The sequence below is a fragment of the Streptomyces sp. NPDC047043 genome (assembly GCF_040644055.1).
Taxonomy (GTDB): domain Bacteria; phylum Actinomycetota; class Actinomycetes; order Streptomycetales; family Streptomycetaceae; genus Streptomyces.
The window spans coordinates 107,643-124,395 of record NZ_JBEYVO010000001.1; the positions used below are offsets into that span (position 1 = coordinate 107,643).

Here is a 16,753-nt window from a genome sequence, read left to right on the forward strand (position 1 = left end):
GAGGTGCCTGCCGTGGCAGGTCCTGATACCTATAGGCGCGGTTCTCGGCGCTTTCCAGAACCTGCGGAAACGGGTGGATTGATGATTGACGTGATCGTGGTCGGCGGCGGACCGACCGGGCTGATGCTGGCCGCCGAGTTGCGGCTGCACGGCGTGCACGTCGTCGTACTGGAGAAGCTGACCGCGCCGACCGAGCAGTCCCGCGGACAGGGTCTGCACGCGCGCAGCGTCGAGATGATGGACCAGCGCGGCCTGCTGGACCGCTTCCTCGCCGTCAGCGAGAAGTTCCAGGCCGGCGGTCTCTTCGGCGGCATCGCCAAGCCTTGGCCGGACCGGCTGGACACCGCGCATCCGTACGGGGTCGCCACCCCGCAGCCGCTCACCGAGCGGCTGCTCAACGAACGCGCCCTCGAACTCGGCACCGAGATCCGGCGCGGCTGCGAAGTGGTCGGGCTGAGCCAGGACGAGGACGGAGCGACCGTCGAGCTGGCGGACGGCACGCAGTTGCGCTCGCACTACCTCGTCGGGTGCGACGGCGGCCGCAGTGTGGTGCGCAAGCTGATCGGCGTCGGCTTTCCCGGTGAGCCCGCCAAGGTCGAGACGCTGCTGGGTGAGATGGGACTGACCGAGGATCCGGCGACGATCGAGGCCGTCGTCGGGGAGGTCCGCAAGACCCAACGGCGGTTCGGTGCCTCCCCCGTCGGGGACGGCGTGTACCGCGTCGTCGTACCCGCCGAGGGGGTGGCCGAGGACCGTACGGCCCCGACGACCCTCGAGGAGTTCAGGCAGCAGCTGCGGGCCGTCGCCGGCACCGACTTCGGTGCGCACTCGCCACGCTGGCTCTCCCGCTTCGGTGACGCCACCCGGCAGGCCGAGCGCTACCGGGTCGGCCGGGTGCTGCTGGCCGGCGACGCGGCACACATCCACCCGCCGACCGGCGGACAGGGGCTCAACCTCGGTATCCAGGACGCCTTCAACCTCGGCTGGAAGCTGGCCGCCGCGGTGGCCGGCTGGGCGCCGGAGGGGCTGCTGGACAGCTACCACACCGAGCGGCACCCGGTGGGCGCCCGCGTGCTGGAGAACACCCGCGCGCAGATCACGCTCCTGGGCACCGACCCGGGTGCGACCGCGCTGCGGGAGCTGTTCTCGAAGCTGATGGACTTCGAGGAGGTGAACCGGTACGTGACCGGGATGATCACCGCGGTCGACATCCGCTACGACTTCGGCGAGGGCCACGAACTGCTCGGCCGGCGGCTGCGGGACGTCAAGCTGAAGCAGGGGCGCCTGTACGAGCGGATGCACGGCGGCCGCGGCCTCCTGCTCGACCAGACCGGCCGGCTCTCGGTGGCGGGCTGGGCGGACCGGGTCGACCACGTCGTCGGCGTCAGCGAGGAACTCGACGTGTCTGCGGTGCTGTTGCGGCCGGACGGTCACGTGGCATGGGCCGGTGAGGATCAGCAGGACCTGCTCGGCCCCCTGAGGAAGTGGTTCGGCGGCTGAAAGCGCCGGGAGAGCGCTGCCTCACCGCGCGGAGCCCCTCAGTGCCACCAGGACCTGCTCCACCAGTCCGGCGCGGGTCTCGGCGTCCGTTTCGTCGTCGTCGCCAGGATGTTCCGCCCAGCCGTCCTGGCGCAGGCGCTCCAAGTGCCGGGTGAGTTCGGCGCGTTGGACGTCGGTGAGGTCGTTCCTGCTGTCGATCACGAAGGCGTCCGTGACGGACACGAACACGGCCTGAACATCGGCCCGTTGCAGCTCGGTCGTCAGCCGGGCGAAGGCGCCGGGCTCGTCGCGCAGCAGCGCTCCCTCCACGCTAGCCGCGCGCACCCGTGCGTCGGCGGAGTCGGCGTGGCGGGCCAAGGCCCGTGAAGCGGCACGGGTGTTGGCCTCGTCGGCGCAACTGATGCCGGCCAGCGCGGTCGCCGCGCAGCGCACCACTTCGGCGTCCGGATCGCTGTCCAGGCTGTCCGTCAGCGCGGCGACTACACGCTGCTCCTCGGGCAGCCCCGGCCCCACCCGGTCCAGTCCGGAGGCGGCGGCAGCCCGCACCACCTCGTCGGGGTGACCTAGCGCGTTCAGGAACAGCTCCACCGGCGGATCGTCCAGCGGGTCGTCGGCCTGGAGGGCGGCGTAGCCGAGCAGCCCCTCGCTGAACGTGTACGGCTCCTGATCGGGCACGCACACCCGGTCGAGCGTCGTGCGGATCGCGGTGCGCCGCAGCACGGGGCCGAACAGCATCAGACTGTGCAGCGCTTCCAAACCCAGCGTGACCCGCGCGGGCTCGGGGCTTCGGCACAGGGCGAGCGCCTCGTCGATGCGCAGCCCGGCCAGAGCCCGGTCGGTCCAGGTCTCCTCCTCGTCGGGCCGCATGCTCAAAGCGACCAGCACGCCCAGGCGTTCGTCACTGTCCGCCGGGAGGGCAAGGGCACGCTCCAGGGCGGTGCGGATCTCCTTGCGCGCATGCTCGGCCTCGTCGCCCGGCAACGGTGCGCTGCGCCGGACGGCGTCGTGGACCAGCACGACCGCCGTGCCGAACGCGATGTAGTAGGCGAAGGAATCCTTGTGCATGCGGGACAGTTCGCGATGCCTCCAGCCCTGGCCGGCCAGTCGCCGGAGCCGGCTGCGTACGTCCTGGCCGAGCTCGTCGTCGACCGTTTCCATGGCCGCACCGGCGCCGCACTCCGCCATGAACGCCGTCCAGGCCCGCACCAGTTCGGCCGGCTGGTCGTCAGGCAGAGCGAGGATCTGCTCGACCCGTTCCCGTGCAACCCGGTCGCGGAAGAGCGCGTCGCAGAAGGCGCCTGCGATGTCGGAGAAGGTGTCCGGCAAGGGCTCCCGCTCGAGGGCCTGCGCCAACTCCCGTAGCGCCCAAGCCTGATCACGCACCTTGGCGATCTCCGCTGCCGCGCCCGCCCGGTCTGCGGCCTCGGCGGACCTGATCCGCGCGGACAGATCGCGCTGCTGCTCCTGCGCCTTGCGAGCCCTGCGCCTGCTGAACATCCCGACAGCCTACGGCGATCGGCCATGGGCAAGGCGTCGTGGTCCGACCTGCTCGGCTCAGACCTTCCAGGAGCGGAGTCGGTCGGCGGTCGCGGGGACGCGGAGGCGTGTGTCGCGGATCTTTCGTACGAGGTCGGACAGGGCGCCGTAGGGCGGGTCGATGCCTTCTCCGGACTGGTCCATGTACTGCGCTGCGACGAACGCGGCGTAGAGGCTGTTGCGGTGCGGAAGCGGCTCCAGGCGCACGATGGTGTGCATGAGCGCGGCCGCGCGCCAGGCGGCGTCCGGGTCGGCGGCTTCGAGGGTGGGCAGTTTGGTTTTGTGCCGGGCGACGGCCGCGACGAGGGCGGAGTAGTCCGCGACCGACATGTCCTCGGCACCGAGGGCGGCCTCCTGGACGTCGAGGAGCCAGGAGACGTCGATGTGCAGGTGCATCAGGCAGCCGCGGTCCCGTCCGGCCGAGCCGAGGGCGGCACTTCGTCGGGAAAGGCGTCGTCGAACTCTTCCCGCAGCCGGTCGGCCCACGCGCCGGCGCCCGCGACGAACCGCTTGCGCTGCATCTCGCGGACGCCGAGGTCGTGCAGGTACTGCTTGAGGCTCTTGCCTTCGGCCGCCGCGGCCGCGCGTACACCTTCGAGTTCCTCGTCGGTGAAGGACACGTTCAGTGAGGGCATGACCTGATGGTACCTAGTTGGTGCCTGGACCGCGACGGGCCTTCACAGCCGTACGGGAAATCGAACCTGCCGCCTGGTGGGATCGGGAGGGGCACAGGGCAGATCAACGACGACGGCGGGCGTTGAGCCGGGCGGCCTGGCGGGTCAGGTGGTCGCGTTCGGCGAGGTTGGGCGCCTTCCGGGCCGCCTCGGCGTACAGCTGTGCCGCCGTCGCCAGGTCGCCGTCGCGTTCGTGGAGGTAGGCCGCCACCGCGGTGTGGCGGGGCAGTGCGTCGTCCAGCTTCGCGAGTTCCGCCAGGCCGGCGCGCGGCCCGTCGGCCTCACCGACAGCGACCGCGCGGTTGAGCCGGACGACCGGGCTGTCGGTCAGGCGCGCGAGTTCGTCGTACCACTCGACGATCTGCACCCAGTCGGTCTCATCGGCGGTGGGTGCGTCGGCGTGGAGGGCCGCGATGGCGGCCTGGGCCTGGAACTCCCCGAGTCGGTCGCGGGCGAGGGCCGCCTGAAGGATGTCCACGCCTTCGGCGATCGAGGTGGTGTCCCACCGGCCGCGGTCCTGCTCGGCAAGCGGCACCAGGCTCCCGTCGGGCGCGGTCCGGGCGGCGCGCCGGGCGTGGTGAAGCAGCATGAGGGCGAGCAGCCCTGCGACCTCGGGGTGGTCGATCGCGGCCGCGAGCTGCCGGGTGAGCCGGATGGCCTCGGCGGCGAGGTCGACGTCGCCGGAGTAGCCCTCGTTGAAGACCAGGTAGAGGACGCGCAGCACGGTGGCGACGTCGCCGGGCTGGTCGAACCGCACGTCGGAGACGGTGCGCTTGGCCCGGCTGATGCGCTGCGCCATGGTCGCCTCGGGCACCAGGTAGGCCTGGGCGATCTGCCGGGTGGTGAGCCCGCCGACGGCGCGCAGGGTGAGCGCGACCGCGGACGACGGTGTCAGCGACGGGTGGGCGCAGAGGAAGTAGAGCTGAAGCGTGTCGTCCACCGCGGGCGCGGGACCGGGCCCCGGCTCCTCCTCCACGCGGTCCTCACGCCGGCGGCGGGCGGCGTCCGCGCGGGTCGCGTCGAGGAACTTGCGCCAGGCCACGGTGACCAGCCAGCCCTTGGCATCCCGCGGAGGGTCGGCCGGCCAGACGCGCAGTGCCTCGATGAGCGCGTCCTGCACGGCGTCCTCGGCCGCCGCGAAGTCGGCTCCGCGGCGGCCGAGGACGGCAAGCACGTTCGGTGTGAGGCTCCTGAGCAGGGCCTCATCCATGGATGAGGCACTCCGTGATGGTGGGCGCCGCGTGCAGGAACGGACGCAGTTCCAGCCACTCGTGGATCGGCTTCCCGCCCGCCCCGGGGGCGGCCGACAGCTCGCCGGCAAGCTCGACGGCGCGCTCGTAGCTGTCGACGTCGATGATCATCCAGCCGGCGATGACGTCCTTGGTCTCGGCGAACGGGCCGTCGGTGACCGGCGGGCGCCCCTCACCGTCGTAGCGCACCCAGTTCCCTTCGGGCGCGAGCGCCTGGCTGTCGACGAACTCGCCGGTCTTCTCGAGCCGCGCGGCGAAGTCGTTCATGTACTGGATATGCGCCGAGATCTCCTCCGGCGTCCACTGGTCCATGGGCACGTCGTTGACCGCAGCCGGGGCACCGCGGTAGTGCTTGAGCAGCAGGTACTTGGCCATCGGATTTCTCCTCGGTGGTGGTGCGACCCATTGTGGTCGCGTTCACCTCGGGGACGGAGCCGGGCAGGGGTTCTCGACATCTCCGCCGAACTTTTTTTGGGCTCTGGCACACAAGCCTGATCAGCAGGGGCCGGGCAACCGGCTCAGTCGTCCGACTCAAGCCGGGCAGAGGCGCGAGGATCACCATGGTCACGTACGGCGATCCGCGTGGTCGCGTGTGCGCCCCATCGGCATGCGCCCGGAGAAGGGAACTCCCATGAACACCACGGCCACCATGCACGCCGTCCGCGGCCACCGGCGCGGCGGGCCGGAACAGCTCGTCTACGAGGTCGCGCCTCGGCCGGTGCCCGGGCCGGACGAGGTGCTCGTCGCCGTCCGGTCGGCCTCGATCACGTCGGGGGAACTGGGCTGGGACGCGACCTGGACGGACAGCTTCGACGGCACCGGCGGCTCCCGCGTGCCGATCGTCCCCGCCAAGGAGGTGTCGGGGCAGGTCGCCGAACTGGGCGCGCAGGTCTCGGAGTTGTCGGTCGGTGACGAGGTGTTCGGGCTGATCCCCTTCACGCGGGACGGTGCGGCGGCCGAGTTCACCGCCGTCCCGGCGGAGGTCCTCGCCGTCAAGCCCACGGCGCTGACCCACGACGGTGCGGCCGCGTTGACGCTGGCCGGGCTGACGGCCTGGCAGGGCCTTGTCCGCCATGGCGGCCTCACCGCCGGCGGGCGGGTTCTGGTGCATGGCGGGGCGGGCGGGGTGGGTTCCTTCGTGGTGCAGATCGCCGTGGCCCTGGGCGCCTCGGTCACGGCCACAGCCTCGGCCCAAGACGCGGAATTCGTGCGTGAGCTGGGCGCGGAGTACGTCGTCGACTACGCGAGCGAGCGGTTCGAGGACCAGGTCAAGGATGTCGACCTGGTCTTCGACACGGTCGGCGGCGACAGCCAGACCCGCTCCTGGCAGGTGCTGCGGCCCGGGGGTGTGCTCGTCAGCATCGTCGCCCCGCCCGACACGAGCCGGGCGGGCGAGGCGCGTGGCGTGTTCTTCGTGGTCGAGCCGGACCGTGCCGGGCTCACCGAGCTGGCCCGGCTGTTCGAGTCCGGCAGGCTGACGCCGCGCATCGACCGGGTGGTGCCGCTGTCGGACGCGGCGGGGGCGTATGCGGCGCTGGAGCGGGAGCACCGCCGGGGGAAGGTCGTGCTCAGGGTGTCGTAGGTGTGGCCTCGGTCTTGCCGATGCCCACCTCACCCGCGACGACCAGCGCACCGCCCCCCTCGGGGAGCCGTCCGACCAGCTCGGCGAGGGCCCGGAGTTCCGCATGGCGCCCCACGAGGTCCTGTTCGTCCATGCTCCCCCGCGTTTCGGGAGTGACCGGTCGAGACCGAGGCGAACCGCTCGCGGGGCGGCGGCCCTGGTCTCATCTTGAGCCGCGCACGCCGATCTCGCGAACCTTCCGCCAATCCTGTGGCGGGCGGTGCCGGCGGTACGGGCAGGAGGCGACGAAGGGTGGGTGAGTGCGTCGGTGGAACAGTCGTATAACCCAAGCCCGCCCCTCGGCCTCCGCGTACGGTCAACGGTGTGGGCGGCGAGCGCCCCGGAGATTCCTCCCGGAGACGTCAGGAGCAGGTCATGGACCATGAACTCGACGGTCAGGTCGCCGTCGTCACCGGAGCAAGCCGCGGCATCGGCCTCGCCGTCGTACAGGCGCTCGCGGGTGAGGGGGCCCGGGTGATCGCGGGTGCCCGCCACTCGTCGGGCGAGCTGGACGAGTTGGCCAAGACCGGTGCCGTCGAGGTCGTCGAGGTCGACCTCGCCACGGAGTCGGGTCCCGCCCGGCTCGTCGAGCGGGCGGGCGACCGCGTCGACATCCTGGTCAACAACGTCGGCGCCGCCCCCGTACGGCCCGAAGGTTTTCTGAGCATCACCGACGAGCACTGGCTGACCTCGCTCAACCTCAACCTGCTGGCGGCGATCCGGACGACCCGCGCCGCGCTTCCCCTCATGCTCGCGCAGGGCCGCGGCAGCATCGTGAACATCGCCTCGGTGAACGCCGCGCTGCCCGATCCCCTGGTGCTCGACTACAGCACGGCCAAGGCTGCGCTCCTCGCCTTCTCCAAGGGCCTGTCGAAGGAGGTGGGCGCCCGCGGGATCCGCGTCAACACGGTCAGTCCGGGCCCGGTCGCCACCGATCTGTGGCTGGCCGACGACGGCGTGGCGGCCACGATGAGCCGGGCGACCGGGGCCGATCCGTCGACGGTGGCGGCGGGCGCGGCGAAAGCGATGGTCACCGGCCGGTTCTCGCAGCCGGCCGAGGTCGCCGAGGCCGTCCTGTTCCTCGCCGGTCCCCGGGCCGCGAACACGGTGGGCACCGACGTGCGGGTCGACGGCGGATTCATTCCGACCTGGTAGTCGGCGAAGGCCGCGTGAGCGCACCCTGGAGATATCCGGCCACTAACCGCAACCTTTCAGCCATCCCCCATGTCTCATCCAATATCAGCACCAAGCATGCTTCGGGGGACGTGATGAGACGAAGCAGAACACTATGGGCAGCGCTCACGGTCACGGCAACCGCACTGGGAGTGACCGCACTCCCGGCCGACGCCGCGCCGGCGGCAGCAACGCAGACCACCGCCTGCCCCACCGGCTGGGGCAGCCTTACCAAGACCTACACAGCCAGTACGACGACGCCGGTGACGAATGTCAGGACCGGCCGTCACGCCTGCTACGACCGGATGGTGGTCGACATCCCCGGCGCGGGCAAGAGCCACCTCGGCTACTCCGTCAGGTACGTCAAGAACCTCTACCAGGACGGATCCGGTCGCCTCATACCCGTCGGCGGCGGAGCCGTCCTCGAGGTGCGGGTGACGGCGCCGAGTTACGACCCCGAGACCGGGGCGCCCTCGTATCCGGCACGCGCCGGCCGTCCGCTGCCGGGCGTCGATCTCACCGGGTACCGCACCTTCCGGGACACCCGGTTCGCCGGCAGTTTCGAGGGCGACACCCAGCTCGGACTCGGTGTCCGGGCCCGGCTGCCGTTCCGGGTCCTGCGGGTGGACGGCCACGTGGTCGTGGACGTGGCCCACAACTGGACCGGGGCGCGCTGAGGCGCGTCGGGCTCAGAGCTCGAGGGAGAGGAGCCAGTCGATCAGGAGCCGGTTGACCTCCTCGGGGCGTTCCTGCTGGATCCAGTGGCCGCAGCCGTCGAGGACGTGCGAGGAGGTCAGACCGGGCAGCGTGGTGGGGTAGGCCTCGATCGCGTCGGCCAGCCAGACGGTGGAGGCGTCCAGGGCCCCGCCGGCGAAGAGTGAGGGCAGGCGGATCGGGGCGCCGTGATGGTCGGCCAGATCCGCCCAGTCCCGGTCCATGTTGCGGTACCGGTGCAGGGCTCCTGTCATGCCGGTCCGTTCGAACTCCCCGGCGTAGACGTCGAGTTCGTGCTCGCCGAGCCAGGACGGCAGACGTCCCGCCGGGAATCGGTCGCGCATCCTCCCGTCCCGGGCGACGAAGTGCGGGGCGGGGGCGCCGGGTTGGGGCATGGTGTCGGCCGACAAGGCGGCGTAGAAGCCGGCGAGCCAGCCGCGCACGTCGGGTTCGATCTCCGCCTCGGCGCGGCCGGGTTGCTGGAAGTAGGAGACGTAGAACTCCTCCTCGCCGCCCATCTGCGCGAAGACCTCGCTGGGCCGCGGTCCGCCGGGCGGCGTGTAGGGCACGCTCAGCAGTCCGACCGCGCGGAACACATCCGGCCTCAGCAAGGCGGAAGTTGCTGCGATGGTCGCACCCCAGTCGTGCCCGACGATCACCGCGGAGCGCTCGCCGAGTGCGTCCACCACGGCGAGGTTGTCCTCGACGAGGTCGAGCATGCGGTACGAGGCCACGTCCCGGGGTTTGGAGGAGCGGCCGTAGCCGCGGACGTCGACGGCCACGGCGCGGTGACCGGCGGCAGCCAGCGCGGGCAGTTGGTGGCGCCAGGAGTACCAGGACTCGGGGAAGCCGTGCAGGAGCAGCACGAGGGGCCCGCTGCCCTGCTCGACGAGGTGGGTGCGGCCGGCCGGTGAGGGGACCAGGCGGTGGGTGGGGGCGGTGACGGGGGGCTGCGTCATGGGTCCTTCCCGGAGCGGGGGCATGGACGACGAGCATGCAGGGGTCGGGACGGTGCACGCGATACCTGTTGCCGTTTCAGCAATGTCCGGGTGAACGCGGGCCCGGGGCAGGGTAGTTGTCGCCCGCTCGGAGCCCGTTGCGTTTGTACGGCCGCACTTCCTCAGTCGTCCGCGACCAGTTCCACCGGTGTCGCGATGACGTCCACGAGGGCGTCACCGCGCAGGGCGGTCAGGGCGAGTGGTCGCCCTATGGCGTCCTCGAGCATCAGCCGCTGCAGGGCCTGGGCGCTGGTCACCGGCCCGCCGTCCACGGTGATCAGCAGGTCGCCGTTGCGCAGCCCGGCCCGGGCGGCCGGCGAGGCTGGGACGACCTCGACGATCCGCAGGCCGGTGGATCGTCCGGTGCGGGCCCGGAGCAGCGGCGGCAGCGGTGCGGGGATGCCGGCGAGGCCGAGGTAGGCGCGGCGCACTCTGCCCTCGGAGAGCAGGGTCGCGATGATCTGCCGGCTGGTGCCGTTCACCGGGATGGCCAGGCCGAGGCCGACCTCGGCGATGGCGGTGTTGATTCCGACGACCTTGCCGTCGGCCGTGGCGAGCGCTCCGCCCGAGCTGCCCGGGTAGAGCGTGGCATCGGTCTGGACGACGTTGTCGATGACGCGTGTCGCGGTGCCCGCGCTCGCCGGCAGTGAGCGGCCCAGCGCGCTGACCACGCCGGCGGTGACGCTGCCGGTCAGTCCGAGCGGGTTGCCGACTGCCACGACCAGCTGGCCGACCCGCAGTGTGTCGGCCTCGCCGAGCCGGGCCGGGGGCGGGGTCGGCCCGTCGGCGCGGACCACCGCGAGGTCGGACAGCGGGTCGGCGCCGATGACGTGGAAGGGGGTGGTGGTGCCGTCGGCGAAGGACGCCGTACCGGCGTCGGAGTGCCCGACGACATGGGCGTTGGTGAGCAGGAAGCCGTCGTCCGTGAACACCACCGCGGAGCCTGTGCCGCGCACGAACCGGCCTCTGGAGCGGCGGTGCGCGACGTTCAGGGCCGCCACCTTCGGTGTGAGTTCGGCGGCGACGGAGGTGACGATCCGGGAGTAGGAGTCGAGCGCGGCCTGCTCCTCACGGGAGCGGTCGGGCTCGGAAATGGTCTCGGCCACGAGTCGACCTTTCCGCTTGCCCAAGGGCTTGGATTACATGCTTACACCCTTGAATCGGTGTGCGGGCGGGACTTCGCTGCGGGCTGACGGCCCAGGCGGTGCCCGGTGCGCACAGCCCCCGCGCCGGCCACGACCACCATCGCGATCGCTCCGCACTGCGGCAGGGACAGCCCCTGGTCCAGCACCGGATAGCCCGCCAGTGCGGCGAGGGCCGGTGACAGGCTCGTCAGGACCGCGAAGGTCGCCGCGGGCAGCCGTCGTAGAGCGAGGAGCTCCAGGGTGAAGGGCACGCCCGAGCTCAGCACGGCGACCGCCAGACCGAGGGCGAGCGCTCCCGCTTCCAGCAGCGTCCCGCCCGCGGCGCCGATGCCCAGCGGCAGGCTGACCGGCGCGGCGACGGTCATCGCGAACGCCAGGCCGTCCAGCCTCGGGAAGCGGGCGCCCGCGCGGGCGTTGAGCAGGATGTACGCCGCCCACATCAGGCCGACGCCCAGCGCGAAGGCGACGCCCCGGCGTCGAGCCGGCCCAGGCCGGCGCGGCCCAGCAGGTAGACCCCGGCCGGTGCGAGGCAGGCCCACAGGAGGCCGGCGGCCCGGCGCGAGGCGACGACCGACAACAGCAGCGGTCCGAGCAGGTCATCCCGTTGCTGCGCCGCTGGGACGAGACCCGTCCGGACGTTCCTCTGCAGCTGCTCCGCATCGACGACCGCACGGCCGGCCTCACCCAGGGCAAGGTCGACGCGGCCCTGCTGCGCGGGACGGTCACTCGTCCGGCCTCTGCACGGAGCTGCTGCTGTCGGAGGAGCGGGTGGTGGTGATGCCGACGGACAGTCCGCCGGCGGCGCTTCCCGAGGTCAGGCCGGCGGATCTGGCCGCCCATCCGATCGCCCTCAACACCGTCTCCGGTACGACGACGATGGGTCTGTGGCCGCCGACGGCGCGTCCCGTCCGGACCATGGAGGTGACCAACACCGACGAGTGGCTCATCGCCATCGCCGCGGGCCGTGCCGTGGGTATCTCCACGACGGCCACCCCGGGCAACCACGCGCACCCCTCGCTGATCCACCGGCCACTCGTGGACGCGCCGAGGGTCCCCGTCGTCCTGGCGTGGCGCCCGGGACCGGTCCACCCTGCCGTCCCGGACCTGCTGGCGCTCGCCCACGAGGTCGTCGCGGCCGGACGCGCCTGAACGCTCTCCGCCCGCAGCGTCCGAGTCGTGTTATGGAGCCGCCGGAGGCGTCCAAGTCCTGCCGTGGGCAAGGGCGTTCAGCGTGCGCGGGATCCCGTGGAAGTGCTGGATGCCGCCCGGCGGGAGGTGCGCAGTTCGCCGATCGTCTTCAGCAGACGGTCGGCGGGTGCGCGCAGCTCGGGATGGGCGTTGACCGTGTTCCGCAGGCCCCGCACGGGTCTGCGCCACAGCCGGTGCGCCGTCGCGACCGGATGGGGGCGGCTGGCGAACCCTTCCGCCACACGCAGTTCGCGGGTCTTGAGCCAGTCCTTGTACTCCTTGTCGCCGCGCCCCAGGTCCATGAGCGTCACCCCGTGCCGCGCGGCCGCCTCAGCCGTACGCAGATGCATCATCAAGCCCGGCGAGTAGTAGTGGAGTTCGGGGTCGTACGCGGTGAACCAGGCGGCGAGCACCGTGCGTGAGCGGGGTCCGAAGTGCGCGGCCACGGGCCGGTCCCCGGCGTAGAGCACGGACAGGACGCCGGTGAAGTGTTCCTCGCGGACCTGGAAGAGATGGTCCACCAGGTCGACGATCCAGGGCCGCGCGAAGCGGTCCATGCGTCCCGTCCTGCGGTACTGGGCGGACTTCCACTGCATGAGCCGGCGCAGCATCTGCGGGTCGCGCTCGTCGAACTCGAAGCGCACCTCGCCGACGTCGCGGCCGATACGGCGCTCCTTCTTCAGCGTCGTCTTGGCCAGTCCGGGGTAGGCGCCGCGCAGCCAGGGCGCGTAGCCGCTCTCGTCGGGCTTCAGGTCGACCACCGGGGAGGCGAACTTCCCCGTCACATGCCGTCCGAACGGCTTCTGCTCCTCCACGAGATGGTCGAACTCGAAGATGGACAGCCCGCAGGCCTTCAGCAGCTCCTGGGCGTCCCAGGTGACCCCGGGGCAGTGCACGAGGGCCTGGCAGTCGGACAGCCCGAGTCCGACGGCCCGGCCGACGCCGAAGGTGTTGCGCTCGTACGGGAAGAAGCCGACCGGCGTGCCGTTCTCACGCAGGATCGCGATCCTGGTGCCGGCGCGGTATCTGCCGATGCCTTGCGCGAACTCCGGTGCCAGGAAAGGGTTGGCGTATTCGGGTGATTCGTCCATCGCGCGGTGCCATGCCGTTCGAAGCGAGTCGCTCAGCTCGTCGGCTCTGTGGATCGTGACGTCCACTTCAGATCAACCGCCCTTCCACAGGCTCCGCGAGGGACGTGCCGGCCGCGGCACAGACCGGAAAGGCGTGTGAACCCCTGCTTGTCGATCGCATCGGCGACCGCTCCCCCCGTGACGTCCCCCCATGACGCGCTGTCCGCGTCCTACCACTTCTTTGAGTATCAGCCGATTCCACGCCGTGTACACGCTCGTTTCGCGGATGACCCCGGGATTCCGAACTGCCCGTCGAGGATCAAACGTCGCGAAACAGTACGCATGTTGTCAAGAGTGCCTACCGCAACGAAAGACCACGCGGCGTCCCGCCTGCGGGTGCCCGTTCCGCGCGAGGTGACACAGGGGAGAAATCCCCCTCCGCCCGGCGCTCAGCCGACGGGCAGATTGGCCAGCCTCACCTGTCCGCGGGCTGTGAGTCGTCCCTCGTCGTCGACGATGTCGACCGTCCACAGTTGCTGGGAGCGCCCCCGGTGAACGGGGACGGCCGTGGCCGTGAGCCGTCCGTCGCGCACCGCCCGTAGGAAGTCGGTCTGGTTGGCGCTGCCGACGACCCGCCCGCGGTTTCCGAACCACAGGCTGGCGCCGACGCTTGCCGCGGTCTCCACGAGCGCGCAGTACACGCCGCCGTGCACGATGCCGTGGGCCTGCAGATGCTGGGGAGTGACATGGCAGGAGAGCACCACGCGGTCGGCGTCCAACACCTCGTACTTGATGCCCAGCACCCGCGCCAGGCCGACGTCGATGACCTCCGGGTCCACGCCCCCGGGGAACCCGCCTTGGTCTGATTGAGAACTCATGCGAATGGTCAAACCCTTCTCGCTCTGCGCCCTTGATGTCGACGATTCCCGACTCTAGAGATCTTTGACGGCTGGGGTCAGCACCTTCGGCACTCGGCGCAAGCGGATGCCGGAGCCCATCACGGCGTCCCGCCCCTCGAACCGCGTGCGCGTCCGCGTCGTAGGAGATCTGTGGTCCTGCCATGCACGGGGGCAGAATGTCGAGGCATGCGGGACCGGCCGACGGGCTTGAGCGAAAGCGTACTGATCCGGGCGCTGGCCGACGGCTGGGCCATCGAGGCCCGATCGGCCCGGTACCTGCCGGTGGGCGCGGGCAGCTATCAGTGGTCGGTGGTCGACCGGCAGGGGACGGCCTGGTTCGTCAAGGTCGACGACCTCGGGTTCGAGGCCACCGGGCGCGATGACGCGTTCGGCCGGCTGTGTCGAGCGTTGGGCACCGCGCTGGCCCTGAACCGCGGTGCCGGGCTCGACTTCGTCCTCGCGCCGGTCCCGGCGGTGACCGGCACGGTGGTGTGGCGGCTCACCGAGCGGTACGCCCTCTCCGTGTTCCCCATGGTCGCGGACACCGCCGGGCAGTTCGGGACGCACCGGCCCGAGGACCGGGCCGAAGTGATCGACCTGCCGGCCGAGTTGCATCGCGCCACTGCGGTGGTGGCCGACATCGCCGTGCGCACAGATCTGGCGCTGCCCGGCCGGGACCGGCTGCACGAGGCGCTGCGTGACCTCGGCCAGGAATGGACCGGCGGGTCGGAAGGGGCCCGCAGAGTGCTGGCCGCGCACGCCGGGCGCACCACAGCCGGCTCGCCGACTTCGACCGGCACATCGCTGCGGTTCGTGGCACCGAGGCGAACTGGGTGCTCACCCACGGCGAGCCGCATCCCGGCAACATCATCCGCTCCCCGGCCGGGCCACGGCTGATCGACTGGGACACCGTGCAGATCGCCCCGCCGGAACGAGACCTGTGGATGCTCACCACCGCCCTGGCCGACCTGCTCGGCGAGGAGCCGGCCTGCGATGACGATCAGGCACTTGCGCGCTACACCCGGCTCACCGGCCGCACCGCCACGCCGACCGGCATCGCGCTGTATCGGCTGTGGTGGACGCCGGCCGACATCGCCGTCTTCGTCGACGAGCTGCGCCGGCCACACGGCACCGGTCAGGACGTCACGGCGGCACTGACCTACCTCACCGGCTGTCTCGAATCCGGCCGGAACCACCACCAGCGGCAGCGGCCGACCGCCGGAGTCCCTGCTGACGTGCTCGACCGGATCTCCACACAGACATGGACGGCTGCCTGGACAAAGGCCGAGTGACTGCCTGTCAGCAGTGGATGCGCAGGCGGACGACCAAGGCTCGCGGCCCGTTGTGAGACGCGGGTCCGCATGCCCGTAGAGCCGGCGGGGCGGCTCAGTCGGCGGTGAAGTAGTGGCCGTCGTCGAGGTCGGCGATCAGGCCGGGGTGGACCGGCTCCCAGCCCAGCAACTGCCTCGCGCCCGTGTCGGGCATCGTGATGTCGAGCGTGATGAACGGGAATCCCTTGAAGTGGTCCGCGGCCTGCTCGGCCGGGATGCTCACGGCGGGAACGTCGAGGTGGCGGCCGATGGTCTCGGCGATCTCGCGCACCGTGATGCCCTCTTCGGCCGCGGCGTACAGCTGCGAGCCGGCCGGGGCCTTCTCCAGGGCCAGGCGGTACAGGCGGCCGACGTCCAGGGCGTGGGCGGCGGGCCAGCGGTTGGTGCCGTCGCCGACGTAGCCGGACACGCCCGTGGCGCGGGCGATCCTGATCAGCGTGGGGATGAAGCCGGTCCTGTCCCGCGGGCTGTGTGTGACCGGTGGGATCGCGACGAGCACGGTCCGCACGCCGCGTTCGGTGAACCCGGCGAGCGTGCGTGCGACGGCGGATCGGGGGTTGGCTTCGATGGCCGCGTCCCGCTCGGCGTCACCGGTGCGCGTCAGCCCGATGCCGACGAGAGTCTTGCCCGTGCCGGCCAGCACGTCGCCGAGTGCCTGCACCACTGCCAGGTCGGCTGCCACCGCGTCGGTGAACTTCCCGGCGGCGATGGCGTCATGGTTGAACGCGAGATGGATGACCGCGTCCGCGTGGGCCGCGGCCTCGCGCAGGCCGTCCAGGTCGTCGAGGTCGCCGTGGCGGACTTCCGCGCCCATGGCCTTGACCGTGGCGGCCGAGGTGTCGGACCGGGCGAGGCCGACGACCTCGTGGCCGGCCTGGATCAGTTCGGGCACCGCGGCCGACGCGATGTGGCCGCTGGCTCCGGTGACGAAAACACGCATGAGTGGCTCCCAGGATGGAGCACTCCGCCCGGGCAAGGCGAAGTGATGTGACTTGGTACCGTCACTCTAGCCGGTGACGGTACCAAGTCACATCACTTATGCTGTCCGCATGGCTCGATGGGAACCGAACGCGCGGGAACGGCTGGTGCGTGCCGCACTCGACCTGTTCACCGAACAGGGCTACGACGCCACCACCGTCAAGGAGATCGCCGATCGAGCCGGTCTGACCAAGACCACGTTCTTCCGGCACTTCCCCGACAAGCGGGAAGTGCTCTTCGCCGGCCAGGACGTGCACGCGCGGCTCCTCGCCGACGCGATCACCGAGGCACCCGGCTCGGCCACGCCCATGGAAGCGGTCGGCGCGGCCCTCGACGCGATCACGGCCACCTTCACCGACGACCGCCGCGAGTTCAGCGCCAGGCTCCGGCCGGTCATCGCCGGCCACAGCGAACTTCAGGAGCGCGCCGCCCTCAAGCGAGCCGGACTCGCCCGAGCGATGACCGACGCACTCCGCACGCGCGGCGTATCGGAGCCGACCGCGAGCCTCGCCGCCGAACTCGGCGTCCGCGCCTTCTACGACGCCTTCGACCAGTGGGCCGATCCGGCCGACCGACAGACCTTCACCGAGCTCGCACGCCACACACTCGACGAACTCCGGGCCTCGGCAGCCGCCCTCGGCTGACACCAGCGGTCGCAGGACACCCCTTACGCTAC

Annotated in this window: 19 protein-coding genes and 1 pseudogene; 8 read left to right on the forward strand and 12 right to left on the reverse strand. The window is 71.3% G+C overall.

All coding sequences use genetic code 11. The features are described from left to right. The first annotated feature begins 81 nt into the window (after nt 1-81). The gene (rox, locus tag ABZ880_RS00490) at nt 82-1,500 is read left to right on the forward strand and encodes a rifampin monooxygenase (protein WP_361254480.1); all 1,419 of its coding nucleotides are present in this window, start codon (nt 82-84) and stop codon (nt 1,498-1,500) included. 21 nt (nt 1,501-1,521) lie between these two features. Here rox and ABZ880_RS00495 read toward each other — a convergent pair whose 3' ends face one another. The 5 genes from ABZ880_RS00495 to ABZ880_RS00515 all read right to left on the reverse strand — a co-directional run bounded on the left by ABZ880_RS00495 (nt 1,522) and on the right by ABZ880_RS00515 (nt 5,335). Next, entirely contained in the window at nt 1,522-2,997 is a 1,476-nt protein-coding gene (locus tag ABZ880_RS00495; protein ID WP_361254483.1) for a HEAT repeat domain-containing protein, read from the reverse strand. Nucleotides 2,998-3,054: 57 nt separating this feature from the next. Next, nucleotides 3,055-3,432, reverse strand: coding sequence for a toxin Doc (locus tag ABZ880_RS00500; RefSeq protein WP_361254486.1), 378 nt, complete (start codon nt 3,430-3,432; stop codon nt 3,055-3,057). Continuing rightward, complete coding sequence (locus ABZ880_RS00505; protein WP_361254489.1) at nt 3,432-3,671, reverse strand: hypothetical protein; 240 nt, start codon at nt 3,669-3,671, stop codon at nt 3,432-3,434. The genes ABZ880_RS00500 and ABZ880_RS00505 overlap by 1 nt, the downstream gene beginning before the upstream one ends. Before the next feature lie 103 nt (nt 3,672-3,774). Then, nucleotides 3,775-4,920, reverse strand: coding sequence for a DUF6596 domain-containing protein (locus ABZ880_RS00510; RefSeq protein ID WP_361254492.1), 1,146 nt, complete (start codon nt 4,918-4,920; stop codon nt 3,775-3,777). After that, the gene (locus tag ABZ880_RS00515; RefSeq protein ID WP_361254495.1) at nt 4,913-5,335 is read right to left on the reverse strand and encodes a YciI family protein; all 423 of its coding nucleotides are present in this window, start codon (nt 5,333-5,335) and stop codon (nt 4,913-4,915) included. The genes ABZ880_RS00510 and ABZ880_RS00515 overlap by 8 nt, the downstream gene beginning before the upstream one ends. Nucleotides 5,336-5,591: 256 nt before the next feature. On the opposite strand from ABZ880_RS00515, the gene ABZ880_RS00520 reads away from it, so the two are divergent. Then, a complete protein-coding gene (locus ABZ880_RS00520; protein ID WP_361254498.1) occupies nt 5,592-6,542 on the forward strand; it encodes an NADP-dependent oxidoreductase in 951 nt (316 codons plus the stop codon). On the opposite strand, the gene ABZ880_RS00525 is transcribed toward ABZ880_RS00520, so the two are convergent. After that, nucleotides 6,529-6,675: a hypothetical protein gene (locus tag ABZ880_RS00525; protein WP_361254501.1), complete on the reverse strand. Its 147-nt coding sequence runs from the start codon at nt 6,673-6,675 to the stop codon at nt 6,529-6,531. The two genes, ABZ880_RS00520 and ABZ880_RS00525, sit on opposite strands and share 14 nt — an antisense overlap. Nucleotides 6,676-6,956: 281 nt before the next feature. Here ABZ880_RS00525 and ABZ880_RS00530 point away from each other — a divergent pair, with 281 nt between their 5' ends. Continuing rightward, on the forward strand, nt 6,957-7,736 hold the full coding sequence (locus ABZ880_RS00530) for an SDR family oxidoreductase (RefSeq protein WP_361254504.1): 780 nt from the start codon (nt 6,957-6,959) through the stop codon (nt 7,734-7,736). A gap of 113 nt (nt 7,737-7,849) precedes the next feature. Beyond that, complete coding sequence (locus tag ABZ880_RS00535) at nt 7,850-8,431, forward strand: hypothetical protein (RefSeq protein ID WP_361254507.1); 582 nt, start codon at nt 7,850-7,852, stop codon at nt 8,429-8,431. 12 nt (nt 8,432-8,443) lie between these two features. On the opposite strand, the gene ABZ880_RS00540 is transcribed toward ABZ880_RS00535, so the two are convergent. The 3 genes and pseudogenes from ABZ880_RS00540 to ABZ880_RS00550 form a co-directional block, all read right to left on the reverse strand. Further along, nucleotides 8,444-9,427, reverse strand: a complete 984-nt coding sequence (locus ABZ880_RS00540) for an alpha/beta hydrolase (protein WP_361254510.1) — start codon at nt 9,425-9,427, stop codon at nt 8,444-8,446. 161 nt (nt 9,428-9,588) lie between these two features. Further along, a complete protein-coding gene (locus tag ABZ880_RS00545) occupies nt 9,589-10,572 on the reverse strand; it encodes a trypsin-like peptidase domain-containing protein (RefSeq protein WP_361254513.1) in 984 nt (327 codons plus the stop codon). Between the two features lie 41 nt (nt 10,573-10,613). Further along, nucleotides 10,614-11,209, reverse strand: a pseudogene (locus ABZ880_RS00550) (EamA family transporter); the annotation flags it as partial. Nucleotides 11,210-11,388: 179 nt separating this feature from the next. Here ABZ880_RS00550 and ABZ880_RS00555 point away from each other — a divergent pair. After that, complete coding sequence (locus ABZ880_RS00555; protein WP_361254515.1) at nt 11,389-11,760, forward strand: LysR substrate-binding domain-containing protein; 372 nt, start codon at nt 11,389-11,391, stop codon at nt 11,758-11,760. Between the two features lie 77 nt (nt 11,761-11,837). Here the strand turns inward: ABZ880_RS00555 and ABZ880_RS00560 are convergent, their stop codons facing one another. Both ABZ880_RS00560 and ABZ880_RS00565 read right to left on the reverse strand, forming a co-directional pair. Beyond that, on the reverse strand, nt 11,838-12,956 hold the full coding sequence (locus tag ABZ880_RS00560) for a GNAT family N-acetyltransferase (protein WP_361254518.1): 1,119 nt from the start codon (nt 12,954-12,956) through the stop codon (nt 11,838-11,840). 362 nt (nt 12,957-13,318) lie between these two features. Next, on the reverse strand, nt 13,319-13,747 hold the full coding sequence (locus ABZ880_RS00565) for a PaaI family thioesterase (RefSeq protein WP_361254521.1): 429 nt from the start codon (nt 13,745-13,747) through the stop codon (nt 13,319-13,321). A 228-nt stretch (nt 13,748-13,975) separates the two neighbouring features. On the opposite strand from ABZ880_RS00565, the gene ABZ880_RS00570 reads away from it, so the two are divergent. Both ABZ880_RS00570 and ABZ880_RS00575 read left to right on the forward strand, forming a co-directional pair. Continuing rightward, nucleotides 13,976-14,665 carry a hypothetical protein gene (locus tag ABZ880_RS00570; RefSeq protein WP_361254523.1) on the forward strand — a complete coding sequence of 230 codons (690 nt, stop codon included), beginning with the start codon at nt 13,976-13,978 and terminating at the stop codon, nt 14,663-14,665. Then, a complete protein-coding gene (locus ABZ880_RS00575; RefSeq protein ID WP_361254526.1) occupies nt 14,602-15,060 on the forward strand; it encodes a phosphotransferase in 459 nt (152 codons plus the stop codon). The genes ABZ880_RS00570 and ABZ880_RS00575 overlap by 64 nt, the downstream gene beginning before the upstream one ends. Nucleotides 15,061-15,154: 94 nt before the next feature. On the opposite strand, the gene ABZ880_RS00580 is transcribed toward ABZ880_RS00575, so the two are convergent. Continuing rightward, nucleotides 15,155-16,039: an SDR family oxidoreductase gene (locus tag ABZ880_RS00580; protein WP_361254528.1), complete on the reverse strand. Its 885-nt coding sequence runs from the start codon at nt 16,037-16,039 to the stop codon at nt 15,155-15,157. A gap of 109 nt (nt 16,040-16,148) precedes the next feature. On the opposite strand from ABZ880_RS00580, the gene ABZ880_RS00585 reads away from it, so the two are divergent. Beyond that, nucleotides 16,149-16,721 (forward strand): helix-turn-helix domain-containing protein, encoded by a 573-nt coding sequence (locus ABZ880_RS00585; protein WP_361254531.1) that lies wholly within the window; start codon nt 16,149-16,151, stop codon nt 16,719-16,721. Nucleotides 16,722-16,753 lie beyond the last annotated feature (32 nt).